The organism is Rahnella sp. BIGb0236 (assembly GCF_004364755.1).
Lineage (GTDB): Bacteria > Pseudomonadota > Gammaproteobacteria > Enterobacterales > Enterobacteriaceae > Rahnella > Rahnella victoriana.
On record NZ_SOAO01000001.1, the window covers coordinates 388,206 to 407,831 of the forward strand.

16 protein-coding genes are annotated in these 19,626 nt (G+C 53.9%); 10 read left to right on the forward strand and 6 right to left on the reverse strand.

The window, feature by feature from the left end; all coding sequences use genetic code 11:
- Nucleotides 1–90 precede the first annotated feature (90 nt).
- The 6 genes from EDF78_RS01670 to EDF78_RS01695 all read left to right on the forward strand — a co-directional run bounded on the left by EDF78_RS01670 (nucleotide 91) and on the right by EDF78_RS01695 (nucleotide 8,504).
- Complete coding sequence (locus EDF78_RS01670; protein WP_095925336.1) at nucleotides 91–507, forward strand: helix-turn-helix domain-containing protein; 417 nt, start codon at nucleotides 91–93, stop codon at nucleotides 505–507.
- A gap of 117 nt (nucleotides 508–624) precedes the next feature.
- Nucleotides 625–1,191 carry an antibiotic biosynthesis monooxygenase gene (locus tag EDF78_RS01675; RefSeq protein ID WP_095925337.1) on the forward strand — a complete coding sequence of 189 codons (567 nt, stop codon included), beginning with the start codon at nucleotides 625–627 and terminating at the stop codon, nucleotides 1,189–1,191.
- A gap of 14 nt (nucleotides 1,192–1,205) precedes the next feature.
- Nucleotides 1,206–3,077: an amidohydrolase gene (locus EDF78_RS01680; protein WP_131693921.1), complete on the forward strand. Its 1,872-nt coding sequence runs from the start codon at nucleotides 1,206–1,208 to the stop codon at nucleotides 3,075–3,077.
- 257 nt (nucleotides 3,078–3,334) lie between these two features.
- Nucleotides 3,335–5,032: an aspartate-alanine antiporter gene (gene aspT / locus EDF78_RS01685; protein WP_095925339.1), complete on the forward strand. Its 1,698-nt coding sequence runs from the start codon at nucleotides 3,335–3,337 to the stop codon at nucleotides 5,030–5,032.
- A 37-nt stretch (nucleotides 5,033–5,069) separates the two neighbouring features.
- On the forward strand, nucleotides 5,070–6,755 hold the full coding sequence (aspT, locus tag EDF78_RS01690; RefSeq protein WP_095925340.1) for an aspartate-alanine antiporter: 1,686 nt from the start codon (nucleotides 5,070–5,072) through the stop codon (nucleotides 6,753–6,755).
- A gap of 84 nt (nucleotides 6,756–6,839) precedes the next feature.
- Nucleotides 6,840–8,504, forward strand: a complete 1,665-nt coding sequence (locus tag EDF78_RS01695; protein WP_095925341.1) for a bifunctional aspartate transaminase/aspartate 4-decarboxylase — start codon at nucleotides 6,840–6,842, stop codon at nucleotides 8,502–8,504.
- Between the two features lie 90 nt (nucleotides 8,505–8,594).
- On the opposite strand, the gene chbG is transcribed toward EDF78_RS01695, so the two are convergent.
- The 6 genes from chbG to EDF78_RS01725 all read right to left on the reverse strand — a co-directional run bounded on the left by chbG (nucleotide 8,595) and on the right by EDF78_RS01725 (nucleotide 13,869).
- A complete protein-coding gene (chbG, locus tag EDF78_RS01700) occupies nucleotides 8,595–9,353 on the reverse strand; it encodes a chitin disaccharide deacetylase (protein WP_133822370.1) in 759 nt (252 codons plus the stop codon).
- 45 nt (nucleotides 9,354–9,398) lie between these two features.
- Nucleotides 9,399–10,742 (reverse strand): 6-phospho-beta-glucosidase, encoded by a 1,344-nt coding sequence (locus EDF78_RS01705; protein ID WP_095925343.1) that lies wholly within the window; start codon nucleotides 10,740–10,742, stop codon nucleotides 9,399–9,401.
- A 61-nt stretch (nucleotides 10,743–10,803) separates the two neighbouring features.
- Nucleotides 10,804–11,643, reverse strand: a complete 840-nt coding sequence (gene chbR, locus EDF78_RS01710) for a transcriptional regulator ChbR (RefSeq protein ID WP_095925344.1) — start codon at nucleotides 11,641–11,643, stop codon at nucleotides 10,804–10,806.
- Between the two features lie 11 nt (nucleotides 11,644–11,654).
- Complete coding sequence (gene chbA / locus EDF78_RS01715) at nucleotides 11,655–12,002, reverse strand: PTS N,N'-diacetylchitobiose transporter subunit IIA (RefSeq protein WP_095925345.1); 348 nt, start codon at nucleotides 12,000–12,002, stop codon at nucleotides 11,655–11,657.
- A 65-nt stretch (nucleotides 12,003–12,067) separates the two neighbouring features.
- Entirely contained in the window at nucleotides 12,068–13,426 is a 1,359-nt protein-coding gene (gene chbC, locus EDF78_RS01720; protein WP_095925346.1) for a PTS N,N'-diacetylchitobiose transporter subunit IIC, read from the reverse strand.
- Nucleotides 13,427–13,548: 122 nt separating this feature from the next.
- Nucleotides 13,549–13,869, reverse strand: coding sequence for a PTS sugar transporter subunit IIB (locus tag EDF78_RS01725; RefSeq protein ID WP_133822371.1), 321 nt, complete (start codon nucleotides 13,867–13,869; stop codon nucleotides 13,549–13,551).
- Nucleotides 13,870–14,214: 345 nt separating this feature from the next.
- Between EDF78_RS01725 and EDF78_RS01730 the strand changes: the two genes are divergently transcribed.
- The 4 genes from EDF78_RS01730 (at nucleotide 14,215) to EDF78_RS01745 (ending at nucleotide 19,586) form a co-directional block, all read left to right on the forward strand.
- Nucleotides 14,215–15,249, forward strand: coding sequence for a LacI family DNA-binding transcriptional regulator (locus EDF78_RS01730; RefSeq protein ID WP_131693918.1), 1,035 nt, complete (start codon nucleotides 14,215–14,217; stop codon nucleotides 15,247–15,249).
- A 509-nt stretch (nucleotides 15,250–15,758) separates the two neighbouring features.
- The gene (locus EDF78_RS01735; RefSeq protein WP_120163306.1) at nucleotides 15,759–16,484 is read left to right on the forward strand and encodes a gluconate 2-dehydrogenase subunit 3 family protein; all 726 of its coding nucleotides are present in this window, start codon (nucleotides 15,759–15,761) and stop codon (nucleotides 16,482–16,484) included.
- A gap of 45 nt (nucleotides 16,485–16,529) precedes the next feature.
- Nucleotides 16,530–18,299: a GMC family oxidoreductase gene (locus tag EDF78_RS01740; RefSeq protein WP_133822372.1), complete on the forward strand. Its 1,770-nt coding sequence runs from the start codon at nucleotides 16,530–16,532 to the stop codon at nucleotides 18,297–18,299.
- A 6-nt stretch (nucleotides 18,300–18,305) separates the two neighbouring features.
- Nucleotides 18,306–19,586 (forward strand): cytochrome c, encoded by a 1,281-nt coding sequence (locus EDF78_RS01745; RefSeq protein ID WP_095925351.1) that lies wholly within the window; start codon nucleotides 18,306–18,308, stop codon nucleotides 19,584–19,586.
- Nucleotides 19,587–19,626 lie beyond the last annotated feature (40 nt).

Below are 19,626 nucleotides of genomic sequence, written 5' to 3' on the forward strand. Positions count from 1 at the left end.
GTTTATGTTCAGAATGGCGCAAAATGCGTCGCCGTGAACACATCCTATGCGATATACTTACTTTTCGTAAGTACGCACCAAAAGGTTAGTATGAAAATAATTCCCGCTGAATCCTCCACCGGACGTTTACCGCTTTCCGAGCAAATCCGTCGCGGCGAAGTGCTGGATCCCAACTGCCCGTCGCGTGAGATCCTGCGCCATATCACCAGCCGCTGGGGTTTGCTGATCCTGATCGCCCTCAGTGACGATACCCTGCGTTTCAGTGAGTTACGCCGTAAGGTCGGCGGCGTCAGTGAAAAGATGCTGGCGCAGACGTTACAGTCACTGGAAGAAGACGGGTTTATTGACCGCCGTTCTTATCCGGTTGTGCCACCGCATGTGGAATACTGCCTGACGCCGCTGGGCATCGAAGTGAAAGATCAGGTCGCCGGGCTGGCAGACTGGCTGGAGTCGAATCTGCACCGCGTATTGAAGCAGCGCAGCCTGCGCGTCGTGGGCGGCGAGTGATTAACAAAAAATCTTAACAAGAACGCCAAAATTCTCACCTATCATTGATTCAACCCGCCGACTAACATCATTTCATTGATTCGATAAATCTTTCTTTTAAATCAGCTGAGGTGATGTATGTCCGCGTCCCAGACCCACAATCAACATGTCACGCTTGTGATTACGCATAAAATTGCGCCTGCGAGCGAGGCGGAGTACGAAGCCTGGCTGAATAAAATTATGCCGCAGGCCGGTACGTTTCCGGGACATCTCGGCGTCAACGTCATCCGCCCGAGCCGCAGCGGCGATCCCTATACCATTCTGGTGCGTTTCGACACGCTGGAAAATCTTAACGCCTGGCATAACTCGGACCTGCGCAAACAGCTGGTGGCGGAAGTCAGCCCGCTGCTGCTGCAAAACGACAACACCGAAGTGCGCCCCGGTGCCGAATTCTGGTTCACCCCGCCCAATGCCAGTGTCCGTCCGCCAGCCCGCTGGAAACAGTATCTGCTGACATTGGGCGTCATTTATCCCTCTACCCATATTGTGCCCTGGTTTTGGGGGCAGATTTTGCCACAGCTCAGAGGCACCGAAGGCGGTCATTTACTCAATGACGCCTCCGTGGTCGGGCTGGTGGTTTTCCTCTGGATGCCGGTCGTTACACGAGTTTTCCATTCATGGCTTACGCGCGTTTCAGCGCAATAACAGGAGCTTTTCCGATGACAAGTTTTGCTTCCCTGATCCTGCTTAACGGTAAATTTCATACCGTTGACAGAGAAAAACCACTGGCCAATGCCGTCGCCATCAAAGACGGCAAATTTCTGGCAGTCGGTACTGAAAATGAAGTGATGCAGTTTGCCGATGCGCAGACGCAGGTGGTGGATTTACAGGGTCATACGGCCATTCCCGGCCTGAACGACTCGCACCTGCACCTGATCCGTGGCGGTCTGAATTACAATCTGGAACTGCGCTGGGAAGGCGTCCCTTCGCTGGCCGATGCCTTACGGATGCTGAAAGAACAGGCGCTGCGCACGCCAAGCCCGCAGTGGGTGCGCGTGGTGGGGGGCTGGACAGAGTTTCAGTTTGCCGAACGCCGTATGCCGACGCTGGATGAAATTAATCAGGCCGCGCCGGACACGCCGGTATTTATCCTGCACTTATACGATCGTGCCCTGCTCAACCGCGCGGCGCTGAAAGTGGTCGGTTACACCAAAGACACGCCGAATCCGCCGGGCGGTGAAATTCAGCGCGACAGCAACGGCAATCCGACCGGCATGCTGATCGCCAAACCTAACGCGATGATTCTCTACTCCACGCTGGCGAAAGGCCCGAAACTGCCGCTGGAACAGCAGGTGAACTCCACCCGCCAGTTTATGCGCGAACTGAACCGTCTCGGCCTGACCAGCGCCATCGACGCGGGCGGCGGCTTCCAGAACTATCCTGAGGATTATCAGATCATCGATGAACTTCATCAGAAAAATCAGCTTACCGTGCGTATCGCCTACAACCTGTTTACCCAGCGTCCGCAGCATGAACTGGAAGATTTCGAACTGTGGACCGACATGCTGAAACCCGGTCAGGGCACCGATTTTTATCGTCACAACGGCGCAGGCGAAATGCTGGTGTTTTCTGCCGCTGACTTTGAAGACTTCCTGCAACCGCGTCCGGATTTACCGCCGGGAACGGAAGTCGAACTCGAGCGCGTGGTGCGACATCTGGTGGAACACCGCTGGCCGTTCCGCCTGCATGCCACCTATGACGAGTCGATCAGCCGCATGCTGGATGTCTTTGAGAAAGTGAATCAGGATATTCCGTTCAACGGGTTGCACTGGTTCTTTGACCATGCGGAAACCATCACCGAACGCAATATCGAGCGCGTGAAAGCGCTGGGCGGCGGTATCGCGGTGCAGCATCGCATGGCGTTTCAGGGGGAATATTTTGCTGACCGCTACGGCATCGAAGCCACCAAACATACGCCGCCGGTGGCAAAAATGTTGTCCGCCGGTGTGCCGGTCGGTCTGGGTACGGATGCCACCCGCGTCGCCAGTTACAACCCGTGGACCGCGCTGTACTGGCTGGTTTCCGGCCGTACTGTCGGCGGTATGGCAATGTACGATGATGATGCCCGTATCGACCGCGAAACGGCGCTGATGTTGTGGACGCAGGGCAGTTCCTGGTTCTCCAGCGAGCAGGGCAAAAAGGGGCAGATCAAAGCCGGCCAACTGGCGGATCTGGCGGTGTTGTCCGAAGATTTCTTCAGCGTGCAGGAAGAACGGATCAAGGGTATCGAATCGGTAATGACCGTGGTGGATGGCAAAGTGGTCTACGCCGCAGGCAGTTTCTCGCCGCTGGCACCGCCTGCTATTCCGGTGCTGCCGGACTGGTCGCCGGTCACCACCGTGCCGGGGCATTACCGCTCCGCGCCGCCACAGGGTGCCGCCCGCGTCGGGTTAGTGCGTCAGGGACATCAGTGCGTCGGCCCGTGTGGCGTGCACAAACACAGCCATGATATTGCCCGCGGCTCCGATGTCCCGGTGTCCGATGACAATGCCTTCTGGGGCGCATTAGGGTGTTCGTGTTTCTCGTTCTGATCCTGAGTGACTGACTAAAAATTAGCGCCCGATATGACGTCGGGCGTTTTAAAAATTACTGCAAATTCCCTCAAAGTCCCTCTCATTAGTTAACCCTATTTCATCCTTCTGATTTGATTTAACGACTTTCTTTCTATTACTCAGACCTCTGCTATATTTCGTTAAGGCAACGAAAATACATTTCATTAACAATTTTTTCACCGGAAGGTTCAACCGCCTTCTTCAGTCTGGATCAACTCATCACCCAGGGATTTTCAATGTCTGGCAACCTGATCAGTTTCATCACACAGACGTTACAAACCGTGCCCGGCCTGGCGATTTTTCTGGCATTAACATTGGGTTATGCCATTGGTCAAATTCGTCTGGGGCCGATCCAGCTCGGCGGCGTGTGCGGAACATTGATTGCCGCATTAGTCATTGGTCAGCTCAATATCCCCGTCGATACTGACATCAAAAACGTATTTTTCATGCTGTTCATCTTTGCGCTGGGTTACAGCGGCGGTCCGCAATTCTTTGCCAACCTGAATGCCAAAAATATCCAGTTAGGCCTGTTTTGTCTGATTGAGGTGGTGGTGGTGCTCGGTCTGGTTTTAACCGCCACCGTCGTTATGCATCTGGACCCGGGCACGGCAGCGGGCATGATGGCCGGCGCAGCGACGGAATCTGCGGTCGTCGGTACCGCAACCGATGCGATTTCGCGCCTTGACCTTCCTGCCAGCGAGATTATTCGTCTGCAAGGCAACGTGGTCACTGCCTACTCCATCACCTATATCTGCGGTCTGATCACCATTGTTATCGTTACCAGCCAGATTTTCCCGCTGCTTTTACGCACCAATCTGCGCGTGGACGCTGAAAAATTGTGGGTAGAAATGGGCGGACAGGTCGATACAGAAGGCATCTCCGCCGTACCTACCGTGGTGGGGCGCGTCTACCGGCTTGATGCAGGAGCGGGTCACACTGTCGCAGAACTCCAGCAACGGCTGGGGCAGGAAAGCAGCATCGTGCGCGTTCAGCGTCATGGCCGCACGCTGACGCTCTCTCCTTCCCTACGGCTCCGCAGAGGCGATCAGGTTCTGCTGGTGGGATATCGCGGAACGGTCATTGAAATGGCGGCCATTTTAGGCACCGAAGTCGCCGATACCAACATCGCCGCCGCACTCGACACTTACCATGTCATCGTGCTCGAACCCGCGATGTCCAACCGTGAACTGCGCGAACTGGAATTGCCCACCGGGGTACATGTGGCTGCCGTTCTGCGCGGAGACGCCATGTTACCGGCGCTCCCCGCCACCCGGCTGCAAGTTCATGACGTGCTGCAAATTTATGATGCCAACCCTGGCCGTGCCCCGATTGCGGCGCCGGCTCTGAGCAAAATCGGCAAAATGATGCCCGATAAGCTGGCCAGTAATCTGGCCATCGTCGGTCTGGTGATTGCACTCGGCACCTGGCTGGGCAGCTTCAAGCTGAACATTGGCGGCATTGATTTCTCCGCAGGGACCGGCGGCGGTGTGCTGATCGTCGGACTGGTGATGGGCTGGTATCACGCCCGCCGCGCTGATTTGCATTCGGTCAATGCCGATGCCCTGACGTTGCTCAAAGACCTCGGGCTGGCCGGATTTATCGCCGGTGTCGGGCTGTCATCCGGCCCGCAGGCGCTCTCCCTCATCATGCAATATGGCATCACGCTGCCCCTGCTCGGCGTGGCTATCGCGATTATTCCGGCGTCTGTCTCGCTGGTCGTCGGTCATTTTTGGCTTAAGCTCCGCGCGCCGGTGTTACTGGGTGCGATTGCCGGACAACAGTGCAGCACGCCCGCACTGAGCGCCATACAGAATGCGTGTGGAAATTCTACACCGTTGCTGGGTTACACCATTACTTACGCGATTTCCAACGTTGTTCTGCCCCTGATGGGGCCGTTAATTGTCGGGCTGGCCAGTTCACTTCAGCCTCTTTAGTCGTTCATTTTTTCATCCCTGTAACTGAGGTACGCACATGAACTGGTTACACGAATTGTTCCAAAAATCCCCCGAGATAGCGTTGTTCTTCTCAATCGCGGCGGGCTATTACATTGGCAAAATCAAGTTTGGTAAGTTTCAGCTGGGTGGCGTCGCGGGCTCGCTGCTGGTGGCGGTATTAGTCAGTCAGGTCGGCGTCGAAATCGATAACGGGGTGAAATCAGTGATGTTCGCCCTGTTTATCTACGCCGTAGGTTATGAGAGCGGACCGGATTTCTTCCGTTCTTTAGGCAAACAATCCATCAAAGAGATCATTCTGGCGGCAGTGCTGGCCATCACCGGTTTGCTCACCGTGGTGGTGCTAGCGAAATGGTTTGATCTGGACAAAGGTCTGGCCGCAGGCGTTGCCGCTGGTGCGCTGACACAATCCGCCATCATCGGTACTGCGGGTGATGCCATTGCCAAACTCGGGCTGGCACCTGCTGAGGTCACCCGTTTGCAAGGCAACGTCGCCATTGGTTATGCCGTGACTTATGTATTCGGGTCGTTCGGCGCGATCCTGGTGTGTGTGAACCTGCTGCCGAAATTCATGGGCCGCACGATCAAAGAAGATGCGCTGAAGGCAGAAAATGCCCTGCAAACCGGGGTTCGCGTTTATGGAGTGGGTCAGGAAGCGGCGGCACCTGATCTGGTGGGTCGTATTTTTAAACTGCCGTCCACTACCGCAGACACCATACAAACCCTTGAACAATCTACCGATATCCCGGTCACTATTGAGCGTGTGAAACGCGGCAAGCAAATCATGGAACCCACGCCGGATATGCCGTTGCAGGCCGACGATATCGTGCTGGTGGTGGGACGTCGCTCTGCCATCGTCGCGATTTCCGGGCATCTGGGCAAAGAGTTGCAGGACGAAGAAGGCATGGAACTCACCATGCAGAAACGGGAAGTGGTCATCACCAATAAGGCGCTCGACAAACGCACCTTTGGTGATATCCGTGAGGCTATGGCGAAAGATGTGCGTCACGGTGTTTACGTGTCGCAGATTTCCCGTCAGGGCAAAGCGCTGCCACTGGAAGCGGAAACCCTGATCATGCTGGGAGACGTGGTCACGGTGTTTGGTGCTGAAAATGATGTAAAACGCGTCGTGGATAAAGCCGGTCACGCCATTGTCCCGAGCGCAAAAACAGACTTTGTGTATATGGGCGCGGGTCTGGTCGTCGGCTTACTGGTCGGCATGCTTACCGCAAAAATCGGCTCCATTCCGCTGACTCTGGGCAGCGGCGGCGGTGCGTTGTTATCCGGCCTGCTGTTTGGCTGGTTCCGTTCCCGTCGTCAGTCCTTCGGCTACATGCCATCCGGCGCAGTGCAGATCCTGAAAGACTTAGGTCTGGCGGCGTTTGTGGTGGTCGTCGGTATTTCCTCCGGGCTGCAGGCGGTGCAAACCGTCGAAAGTCAGGGGCTGAAAATCCTGATCATCGGCGTCGTCGTCACCATCCTGCCGTTAGTGCTGACCATGCTGTTTGGTCGCTATGTGCTGCGCTACAACAACACCGCGATTTTTGCCGGTGCGCTCAGCGGGACACGCAGCGCCAACCCGGCATTTGGTGAAGTGCTGGATAAAGCCGAGAACACCATTCCCACCGTTCCGTTTGCCATCACCTATGCACTGGCCAACGTATTTTTAACCTTGCTGGGGCCGCTGGTCGTGGCATTTGTATAGCGAAGTACTGTCCTGTGAATCGCCGGTCCCGGGCAAACCGGGCGGGCAAATTGCATTCTTAATGATACAGCAAGGAGTAGTGACATGAATTTTGACGACCCCGAAAAGCTTGCGCTGTTAAGCCCGTTTGAACTGAAAGATGCACTGATGCATCAGGCTGCCCAAAGTAATCAGTTGATGTTGAATGCTGGCCGCGGTAATCCCAATTTCCTTGCAACCACCCCACGCCACGGCTTTTTTCAGTTTGGCTTATTCGCGATGACCGAAGCCGAACGCTCGTACATGTATATGGATCATGTCGGCGGCTTCCCGAAACGCGAAGGCATTGAGGCAAGATTCGAATTATTTGCCAAACAGCACGAAACGGTCCCCGGCGTGCGCTTTATCGAAGCCGCCGTTTCCTACGTACGCGACCAGATGGGGCTTGATGCGGGCGATTTCATCTACGAGATGTGTGAAGCCATTTTAGGCTGTAACTATCCGGTACCGGACCGCATGCTGAAGATGACCGAAGTCATTGTCGGTAAGTACATCCACAATGAAATGGTCGGTAACTATCCGTTCGTCGGCAAGTTCGATATGTATGCGCTGGAAGGCGGCACAGCGGCCATGACCTATCTGTTCGCCAGCCTGAAAGCCAACCACGTCATCAATGAAGGCGACACCATTGCCCTCGGGATGCCGATCTTCACGCCGTATATCGAAATCCCTGAGCTCAGCGATTACAACCTGAAGACCATTCACATCGATGCGCCGCAATCCAATAAATGGCAGTACACCAAGGCCGAACTGGACAAGCTGCTGGATCCGAAGGTGAAAGCGTTCTTCCTGGTGAACCCGAGCAACCCGCCGTCGGTGAAAATTGATGACGAGAGCCTGCGTTATATTGCAGAAATCGTGAAAAAACGCCCGGATCTGATCATCCTTACCGATGACGTTTACGCCACGTTTGCCGACAACTTCGTGTCGCTGTTTGCCATCTGTCCGTACAACACCATTCTGGTGTATTCGTTCTCCAAATACTTTGGTGCAACGGGCTGGCGTATGGGCGTGGTGGCGACGCATGAAGACAATATTATTGATGAAATTATCTCTACGTTGCCTGCAGCCAAGAAAAAACAGCTGGACCATCGTTACGCATCGATTACGACCGAACCGCGCAAACTGAAGTTTATTGACCGTCTGGTCGCCGACAGCCGTACCGTGGCGCTGAACCATACCGCCGGGCTTTCCACGCCGGTGCAGGCGCAGATGACGCTGTTCTCCCTCTTCTGCCTGATGGATGAACCGGGTGCCTACAAAGCTGAAATGAAGCGCATCGTGCTGCGCCGCAAAGAGGCGTTGTACCGCGAACTCGGATTGCCGATGCCCGTGGATAACAACTCGGTACGCTACTACCATCTGCTGGACATGGAAGAACTGTCGACCCAGATGTACGGTGCCGACTTCGTGAAGTGGATGCTGCCAAGAATAAAACCGAATCAGGCGCTGTTCCGTCTGGCGCAGGAAACCGGCGTTATTCTGCTGCCGGGCAAAGGGTTTGGTACACCGCATCCGTCATGGCGCGTGTCGCTGGCTAACCTCAATGAATATGACTATGCCAACATCGGTAGCGCGATCCGCAGGTTGTCCCGTGAGTATTACGATAAATTCATCGAGGCCACCAGTGCCAAAGAGCCAGCCCCTGCGGCCAAAGCCGTGAAGGTTGTGGCGGCGGCGAAGCCTAAAGCGAAAAAGAAACCGTCGTAAATTCTCCCCCTGTTTACGCGAGTTAACGCAAAACAGCGCCATTCCGGCGCTGTTTTTATTGGCAGCATAGACCGTCACACGTTAGGGCACTTATAAATCCTGAAACGATCCCAGCCGGAAACCCCGTTCAGCTATCGCCGTTTTAAGCGAAGCCGAGGTCAGGACATCCAGTTCCGCCAGTCGCGGATAGCAGTATTTGCTCGCCAGCAGGGTGTTATCGATAAACGCCGGATGGGTCATGATTTCAAGCGTCCGGTCACCGCGCTGCGTGGCGTGGTCGAGGGTGTGCAGAAACAGTTGCTCTGAAATCGCCTCGCCATAAAATGTGCTGTCAAAACCCTCGGTGCTTTTCGCGCCGCACAGCGTGATTTCGCCCCTGCGAACTTCATCGCGATCGATACGCACCGGGATGCCTTTCTGTTTCGCGAACGCTTCGACGATGGGGAAAATCTGCGGGAACATATGTACGTGATGATGGCTGTCGAGATGCGTCGGCGGGCGACCAAACACCGCCACGAAACGGTCAAACTGGCATTGCAGCTCCCGGGCGATTTCATCCAGCGGCAGCGTGCCCTGCTCCGCCATTTCCCAGATCCATTTGCCCAGTTCACCGTCCCGGACCAGTCCCGGCATCGGCGACAGCGGACGACCGAGCGTCAGCACAAAATGCATGCCCACCGCCAGTTCAGGCGCCGCCGCGCTGAGCAGCGCCGCGTGCTCCACGGCGGCCATGTTGACCATCGCGGTGGTGGAAGTCACGACACCGTGGTTAAACGCCTCGATAATCCCGTAGTTCTGCGCCTTGCACAGCCCGAAATCATCGGCGTTCACGATCAGTAATTTATCCATAAGCCTCCCTGTGAAAACCTTCCCGTCACCGGGAAGGCCATCAGGTTATTTCAGTGTGGCGATGGTTTCTGCAAAATTCGGCAGCAACTTTTCATGCGCCAGCAGCATTTCACGCGCCAGAATTTCAGCATCTTTATCGGAATGGATCAGCGGGCTGAGGTTCATGGCCAGCAGCACGTCATTCAGCTTGCCGCTCAGTGCCGCCTCGCTGGCGGCGACTTCGAAGCCTTTGATGGTGTAAATCAGGCCCAGCACTTTTTCGTCAAAATGCGTGATGCGCGGATGCGGTTTCGCGCCGTCGCGTCCGATGGTACAGGTCATTTCCACCGCCCAGTCCGCCGGAATGTTATCAATATGGCCGTTGTGCGGGAAGTTGACGTACTGCTCGGTTTGTTTGTCGTTATAAATCGCGCTGATCACTTCGCAGGCCGCGTCGGAATAATACGCCCCGCCGCGCAGTTCCAGCTCTTTCGGTTTGACGTTCAGATCAGGGTTTTTATACAGATCGAACAGCTGTTTTTCGACTTTCTGTACCACGGTGGCACGCGCGCCGCCTTTATAGAACTCACCCATTTCAATCGCCAGCATCTCTTTCTGCTTAAAGTAGTACAGCAGATAGGAGCACGGCAGCAGATTCAGGGAGCGGATCAGGCCTTCGCTGAACGGCAGATCAAAGATATTTTTCACCGAACCGGCGGTCAGGGTGCCGGACGCAACGCCGTCGAGCAGCTCAGCAAAGCGCGATTCACCGTTGACCAGCACATCTTTGATGAAGACCATGTGGTTCAGACCAAACAGGTCGATGGACAAGTCGTCCTGCGGCGTCAGTTTCAGCACATCCTGAATAAACATTTTCATGCCGACAGGAATATTGCACACGCCGATGAATTTCTTGAATTTGGTGTGGCGGAACACTGCTTCCGTCACCATTCCTGCCGGGTTGGTGAAGTTAATCACCCAGGCGTCCGGGCAGATTTCTTCGACGTCTTTGATGATGTCAAAGATCACCGGGATCGTCCGCAGCCCCTTGAACAGACCGCCTGCGCCGTTGGTTTCCTGCCCGAGATAACCGTGGCTGAGCGGAATACGTTCGTCCAGTTCACGCGCTTTCAGCTGACCGACACGCAACTGGGTGGTGACAAAATCGGCACCGGCCAGTGCTTCACGGCGATCCAGCGTTTTATGCATCACAATCGGCACGCCCGCACGTTCCACCATGCGCTGGCAAAGATTGAAAATGATGTCCTGTTTCTCTTTCCCGGCTTCAACATCCACCAGCCATAATTCCGTGATGGGTAATTCGTTATAACGCTTAATAAAGCCTTCAAGTAATTCCGGGGTGTAGCTGCTTCCGCCACCAATAGTAACGACTTTCAGTTTCTGAGACATAGGAACTCCCGTGCAATAATAATGCACTGTAAATTAAAAACAGATAATTGAATAAATCGGGTTAATTAATGCTGCACAACTTCTTCCGGTAATGATTCGGGGTAAAAGAAGTCAGCTTCTTAAAGTTTTTAATAAACATACTCGGGCTGCTGTATCCGGAATCAAACGCAATATCCGTGACCGAGTAATTGGTGATCTCCAGCTGTTTGCGGGCAAAATCAATGCGAATTTCATTGATGATTTGCATCGGTGTTTTGCCGTAATGACGTTGTGTGGCGCGGGTCAGATATTCCTGCGATTTACCGGAAAGCGCCACCATATTCGACAAGGCTTTATCACCAAACTGCGCCTTATCGTGCATCTTCTCCACGGTGGTTTTAAGCCAGCCCGGAATATCAGTGGTCACTTCTGTTTCGCGGTGATGACGCAGACGGTTCACAATATAAAACGTCACCACTTCCAGAAACTCATTAAATTCCCCGTTGCGGAAATTAAGCGAGGCAATCACCGACTCGATATAAGTCAGGAATTCCGTTTTGACCTGATAAACCTGCGACGCCACAAACCGTGAAGGCAGTAACGATAAATAATGCTGTTCGAAAAACGCTTTGCTGATCCCGACATTTAATATGCGCGTCGGACCAAACTCATAAAAACTTTGATGGTTTGACCCTAACGGAATAAACACAAAATCGCCGCGTTCAAGCAATACCCGTTTACCGTTCACGCTCTGGTAATACCGGCCCGTCAGTACGACAGTAAATTCGTAGTAATCATGTTCATGCAGTCCCGAAATGCTCTCTACCTTGTTGTAGATAAACATATGGAAATTCTGACCGTCGAAGAGTTGATTTTCGCGCGCTGTCTTAATTTCCATACTCAGTACCGGTGGCTGCATCATGGCTTCCTACGTTATTTTATTTTTTCATGAAGCTCAATGAGTTCCGCTATCAGTTCACGGGCCAGCATCGACGTCATCAGATGATCCTGCGCGTGCACCAGCACCAGACTGACTTTGGTTTTCCCTTCGCCTGCGTCGCCTTCGATCAGCTGAGTCTGGATCAGATGCGCCTCGTTCAGCGCCATTTTGGACTGCGCCATCACCGCGCGCGCCTGCTCAAAATCGCCCTCTTTGGCTTTTTTCAGCGCGACATACGCCAGGCTGCGGGCTTCGCCGGAGTTAATGATTAACCCCATCACCACTTCTTCCAGCCCCTGCAGTTCTTCTTCCGTCGCAACAATGTTCTCTAAATCAAACATCTTTATCTCTCCATGATGAGCCGCTCAGCGTGGGAAGGTTCGCCCTTCCCACAGCGGATTTCAGATTAGAATTTCAGTGCAGCCGCAATATCTTCTTCGCTTTCTTCTTCCTCAATAATCGCCTGCGCCTTGTTAGACAAGATGACGAATGGCATATAGACCAGCGTGGCGATGCCGAGGTTGAACAACGCGACCAGCAGTGCCGCAATACTGCCGTTACTGTTAAAGAACGCACCGAGGCCGGTCGGCATGGTCCAGGGTGCCAGGTTGGTGACCGGCGGGATGATGCCCATGCTGTAAGCCGCCAGGGTGATCGCCGCCAGAATCGGCTGAACCAGCACAAACGGGATAAACATCACCGGGTTCATGATAATCGGCAGACCAAACAGGATCGGTTCGTTAATCTGGAAGATGCCAGACGGCAGTGCCAGCTTCGCCACCTGACGGTGATCGGCACGGCGTGAGGCGATAAAGATGGCGATGATAAGCCCGAGGGTCGCACCGGAACCGCCCAGCAGGATGTAGGAATCCAGCATCGGTTTGGCCCAGAAGTGGAAGGTTTTCCCCGCATCAATCGCTGCACTGACTGAACCGTATTCGGTATACAGCGCGATATTTTCCAGCGCCCACGGCGTCATGATGCCGTTATCGAGCGCCGTCAGCGCCAGAGAACCGTGCACACCGAAGAACCACAGCAGGGAGTTGAAAATCACATACGCCCAGCCGACGACGCTGCCCATGGCCGCCAGAGGTTTGGAAATAGAATCCATAATAATCTGGTGGAAGTTGTGGCCATATAATCCGAGTAACCAGGAAATAACCCCGAAGATAAACAGAATAATAAAGCCGGGAATTAATGCCGAGAAGGAACGGGAAACAGAAGAAGGCACGCTGGCGGGCAAGGTAATTACCCAGTTCCGGCGGATAACAAAGGTGAACATCTCCGCGACCACCAGACCGATGACCATACCGGAAATAATATTCGCTCCGCCCAGCCAGTTTGCGCCAACCGCATAAGCTTCACCGACGCTGTAGGGTGTCACGGTCATAAAGGCCGCCACGGCTAATAAACCGGCGGAAAGCGAATCGACTTTACGTTCTTCCGCTAATGCCATGCCGATAAAGAACGGTGCCATCAGCGACATAATCCCCAGCGTACCGTTATAAACATTGATGCCGATGGTTTTTAAACCCGCGAGGGTTTCGATGGTTGACGGGTCTAAACGCACGCCTAAGGAATAAAAGAAAGAACCGGCACCAAAGTTCAGGAATACGTTATTAATTAAAACGAACATGGCGCCCGCAAGGGTCAGCGGCATTAATTTAATAAAGCCATTTTTGATGGCATTAATATGAGGTTGTTTGCCTATTCTGACAGCAAAAGGAAGAAGTATCTTTTCAAGTGAATCAATAGCTTTGCTCATGGGCATTTTCCTTTAATGCCGCCTTCCGGCGGCCAGGGATGAAATTCGCTCTTTGACTGGATTTCTCTTTGACATAAAAATACAAAAAATGGGTAATGCAAAAGTTGACGCTAAACGTTAATTCACTGCGCTGCTGCTTTTTTGATCGCCGCGACTGCCGCTTTCAATACACCAAGTCCATCAATTTTGCCGTACAGGCCAGAATCAATCACTTCTACCGGTTTGCCCGGTAACACTTTTTTAATTTCATCCAGCATGTAGGCAATTTGCGGCCCCAGCAGGATCACATCGGCAGCCGCGCCTTTTTCAGCGGCCAGTGTTTCAGGAAATGCTTTAATAATGACCGGCACTTCATATTTCTCAGCCTGCACTTTCATTTTAGAAACCAGCAGGGAGGTGGACATTCCGGCGGAACAAAACAAATAGATGACTTTCTTTTCCATGTTGAAACCCTCATATCCCGATAAATTGCAGCTCAGGCAACGGTTGTTCCTTCACCTGTGAGAATGTGCTCAGAGCAAATACATGAAGATGACCCATTGTCTCTGCCTGAGAGGAGTATACGGCAACACTTTTGGACAGGATAATTTCGAACTTATAGAAATCGTCTCTCCTTGACCATTGGCTATGACTCCCTTCACGTTTTGGGCAAATAATTCGCGCGAATAAATAAGTGGCGAAGGTGCGCCCCGCAACAAGAAGTTAACATTTACACTTACCCAGACAGGGGACAATATGAGAAACTAACAATGTTTGCGCAAACATTCCCCTTATGACGCCAGAATGCCGTGGTTAACGTTTTGAATACTAAAATAAAAAATCATAAAGGCCGTTCCCGTACGGCCACGCTCGAAGATGTCGCACAGGCCGCCGGTCTCTCCCCGATGACCGTCAGCCGTGCGCTGAACAATCCCAAAGTCGTGCGTCCGGCCACCATTGCCCGCGTGATGGAAGCGGTCAGCAGCACCGGTTATATCCCGAATATGCTGGCAGGCGGACTGGCAACCAGCCGCACCAAACTCATCGCCGTGGTGGTCCCGCAGATCAACAACAACATGTTTGTCGATACCGTGCAGGCCATCAGCGACCAGCTCGCCGCGCGCGGCTATCACATGCTGTTGTGCATTGTCGGCTATGAGCCGGAAGATGAAACCGACATCGTCTCCACCCTGCTTTCCCGCCGCCCCGATGGCATTGTGCTGACCGGTATCCATCACACCTCGGAACTGAAACGCATCATCCTCAACGCCAATATTCCGGTGGTGGAGATCTGGGATTTAACGCCCACGCCGATTGATATGCTGATTGGTTTCTCACACGAAAAAGTCGGCAATGCCATCGGTGACTATTTTCGCGATAAAGGCTTTACGCGTTTTGGTTTCATCTGTGCATCGGACCGCCGCGCCATGGTGCGGAAAAACGGCGCCATCAGCGTATTGCGGACGATCTCCGGACACGACATTAAAGAAGTGATCGTCTCCCGTCCGGCGAACATGGAAGTCGGACGCCACGCCCTCAGGCAACTGCTTGCCACCGGCGCACCTTTCGACGCAATCATTTGCAGTTCCGACACGCTGGCACAGGGCGCGATCATGGAGGCAGAGGCACAGGGTTTGCGCGTACCGGAGGATTTCTCGGTGATCGGTTTCGCGGACCTGAACTTTGCCGCCCATAACCGCCCGGCGATAACCACCGTCAGTGTCGAAAAATGGGATTTAGGCATCCGTGCAGCGGATATGCTGGCGGATAAAATTGAAGGCATCGCGGTTGAAGAGCCGATTGTCGATATGGGTTACCGGCTGGTGATTCGGGAGTCAGCTTAGGGTTTTCAGTTGCTCCCCCTGCGAAGCGGGTGGCAGGGAGGGGGTTTAGCAAACCACACCCATACTTAAACCCGCGCACACTTCAGCACTCACTTTTGACCCTAATATCCTCCCTTTCTCAGCAACTGCAGGGCTGCGTTATTATCCGAAATTGAAATTCATTCTTATTTGTTGTGAATGTTAGCTAACATTTCAAACAACAAATAACAGGAACTTTCCTCATGGAATTATATTGTTCTAATTTTAACCCTGAGAATTTAAAAGTCATTTTGATAATCAATGCTAATTCCACGGCTGATAACAGAGGAGAGTGAAAATCACATCACATTGTTTTTAAATGATTTTAAATCAAATCTTATGTCTTTCCTGCCCGCAAATATTGCCCACCCCACACTCCCTATGGAATTTATTCATTTATTTTGGATGTAGCGGTGATATTATAAATTTGTACCCAAAAATAATAATAATTAACCCAAACTTAACATCAGGCATGTGAGAGTCGTAATTCTATGCTCCTTCAAAAAAAAACAACCCGTCGCAAGTTTTTACTTGGGTCGCTGATGGCTTTGCCTGTCGGCACCATCATGATGAAAGGGCTGTCAGCGGCACAAGCTGCGGAAATGGCTGCCCCGGACTTACTCGATTATAAACCGATATTTTTCAGCGCCGATGAGTGGCAGTTCATTATGGCCGCCGCTGACCGTCTGATCCCCGCAGGCGGCAAAGGCAAAGCACCGGGCGCACTCGAAACTAACGTGCCGATTTTTATCGATCAGCAGATGCACGGCGATTTCGGCGAAGAAATCTACATGCAAGGCCCGTTCAATGTGCACGCGCCGGCGACGATGGGATATCAGATCCCGTTCCGTCCGCAGCAAATCTACAAAACCGGCATTCGCATCGCGAACAGCTGGTGTCAGCAAAATCATCAGAAAGCCTTCCATGAGCTGAACGATCAGGACAAAGACAACGTCCTGACTCAGCTTCAGAAAAACGGCATTAAGTTTGCGGACGCAGGCGAAGAAAATCTCGTCGCTTCGCAATTCTTCAGCGAACTGCTTTCAGATACCAAACACGGCTATCTGGCAGACCCGATTTATGGCGGAAACAAAGGGATGAAGGCGTGGATTGCCATCGGATTCCCCGGCGCTCGCGCCAGTTTCACCGAGTGGGTTAAGCAGCACAACGTCCCGTATCCGCTGGGACCCGTGAGCCTGCAGGGCGCGCGTGCCTGAGTGCCTCGCCCTATTCCCCTTTTCTGATGACTGACAGGATTTAAGATGGCAAAAGTAACGAAACCAGAAGTCGACGTCGTTGTTGTCGGCCTCGGCTGGGCTGGCTCGCTGATGAGTATCGAGCTGGCGATGGCGGGCCTGACGGTTCGCGCGCTTGAACGCGGCGGCGATCGCGGCTACGAAGAATTCGCTTACCCGAAACCGGCGGACGAATACGCCTACGCGGTACGCAACAAAGTGATGGCGACACCGGCAGAAGCCGCTGTCACCGTGCGTTACAACATGAGTGAAACGGCCCTGCCGACCCGTAAATGGGGCGCGTTTGCGCCGGGTACGGGCGTGGGCGGCTCCGGTCTGCACTGGACGGCGGTATTGATTCGCCCGACACCGACCGATTTAAAACTCAAAACCTACGCGGATGAGGCTTACAAGCCGGGCATCTTGCAGGAAGACATGCGGATCATGGATTTCCCGTTCACCTGGGATGAAATCGAACCTTATTACACCCAATTTGAGCATATCTGCGGACAGTCCGGTAAAACCGGCAACCTGCGCGGTCAGATTATGGAAGGCGGTGACCCGTTCGAAGGGCCGCGTTCCGAGCCGTATCCGCTGCCTGCGCTGGAAGACACGCTCAACAGCAGCATGTTTGCTGAAGTCACCAAAAAGATGGGTTACCACCCGTTCCCGAACCCGTCGGCCTGCGTATCCCGCGCCTGGACCAACCCGTACGGCAACCAGATCGCGCCGTGTAACTACTGCGGTTATTGCAGTAAATATCCGTGCCTGAACTACTCGAAAGCGTCGCCGCAGACGGCCGTCATGGACGCACTGAAACGCATGGATAACTTCTCTTATGAAGTCCACGCCAACGTGCTGAAAGTTGAACTGCATGATGACAAGAAAACCGCCAAAGGCGTGATCTACATGGACGCAGACGGTAACGAGTGCTTCCAGCCAGCGAAAATCGTGGTGCTGAGCAGCTTCCAGTTCTGCAACGTGCGCCTGATGCTACTGTCCGGGATCGGCAAACCGTACAACCCGATCACCGAAGAAGGCGTGATTGGCCGTAACTATGCGTTCCTGAGCAACGGCGGCTCAACGCTGTTCTTCAAAGATAAAAACTTCAATCCGTTCGCCACCGCAGGCGCGACCGGCCAGATGTTCAACGACATCTCTCCGGGCAACTTCGACGGCCCTTCTTTAGGCTTTATCGGCGGCGCGAAAATCCACAGTTCGCAGGCCACGGGCACGCCAATCAGCACCTCGCTGCCAAAAGGCACGCCAGCGTGGGGCACCGGCTGGAAAGAAGGCATGGAAGAGTGGTACGGCCATTCGATGAAAATCAGCATCACCACCACCTGCCAGTCTTATCGCGACATTTATCTGGATCTCGATCCGAACTACAAAGATGAATATGGCTATCCGCTGCTGCGTATGACCTTCGACTGGAAACAGAACGAGCTCAAATTGCAGCAATACCTGAAAGGCATCGTCGGCAATATCACCAAAGAGCTGAATCCGGACAGCTACAGCGAAAGCTTCCTGCCGATGGACGCGCACTTTGACCTGACCAAATACGTGTCGACGCACAACGTGGGCGGCGCGGTGATGGGCGATAACCCGAAAACGTCTGCGCTGAACAAGTTCCTGCAAAGCTGGGATGTGCATAACGTGTTTGTGCCGGGCGGCAACGCCTTCCCGCAAAACTTCCAGGCCAACCCGACCGATACCATCGGTGCGATCACCCTGATGGCGGCGCAGGCAATTAAAGATCAGTATCTGAAAAACCCCGGCCCGTTGGTTCAGGCTTAAGCGGAGATGAACACAATGAAACTCAAAGGTTTATTTATCGCTAACGCCCTGCTGCTCGGTGCAGGTTTTATGGCGAATGCGCAGGCCGACACCAATGCACAACCTGACAACGCGGCACTGATCAAACAGGGCGAGTATGTGGCGCGTCTGGGCGACTGCGGTGCCTGTCATACAGTGGCGGGCAAACCGGCGTTTTCCGGCGGGCTGGCGATCAATTCCAATCTCGGCACCATTTATTCCACCAACATTACCCCCGATAAAGACCACGGGATTGGCGGTTATAGCGAAGCGCAGTTCTCGGATGCGGTGCGTAAAGGCGTTCTGCCGGACGGCACCCGTTTGTATCCGGCCATGCCTTATCCGGATTACGCCAAAATTAACGATCAGGATATGCACGCGCTCTACGTTTACTTTATGCAGGGCGTAAAACCGAGCGCGGAGCAGCCACCGGAAACGGATCTGAGTTTCCCGTTCAGCCAGCGCTGGGGCATGCGGTTCTGGAACTGGGCGTTCGCGTCTGACAAGCCGTTCCAGCCGATCGGCGGCGCATCGGCGCAGGTGAACCGCGGCGCGTATCTGGTGGAAAGTCTCGGGCACTGCGGCAGTTGTCATACCCCGCGCGGATTCGGCATGAACGAAAAGGCGCTGGACAGCAGCGACTCTGATTTCCTGGCGGGCGGCAGCCTGAATAACTGGGATGTGCCTTCCCTGCGCGGCGTGGCGCACTGGAACGAGCAGGAGATCGTTGATTATCTCGGCAAAGGGCGTAATGACAAGGCGGCCGTTGGCGGTGAAATGACGTCTGTGGTGGAAAACAGTACCGCCCACATGACCGACGACGACCTGAAAGCCATCGCCGCTTACATCAAGTTCCTGGGCGGCAATCCGCCGGTTCCGGCAGAGGATACGCAGAAAGCCAGCGCGACTGAAGCCAGACTGACGGCGGCGAAAAACCTCAGTGAAGGCGAGCGTTTGTATCTGGATAACTGCGGTGCCTGCCACTTTGTCACCGGCAAAGGCGCACCGGGCGTGTTCCCGCAACTCGATCAGGCCACGATTGTGAATGCGAAAGACCCGACCGGGCTGATCCACACGATCCTTGCGGGCGCTCAGCAACCCTCCACCGCGCGGGCACCGTCAACGCTGGTGATGCCGGGCTTTGCCAACCGTCTGACCGACGAAGAAGCGGCGCAGTTGTCGACCTTCATCCGTCAGGGCTGGAGCAACAATGCACCGGCGGTCACGGCCAAAGACGTCAGCGAAGTGAGAAAAACCCTGACCAAGTAATCACTTTTGCAGGCTACAACGGCTTTCCTCACGGAAGGCC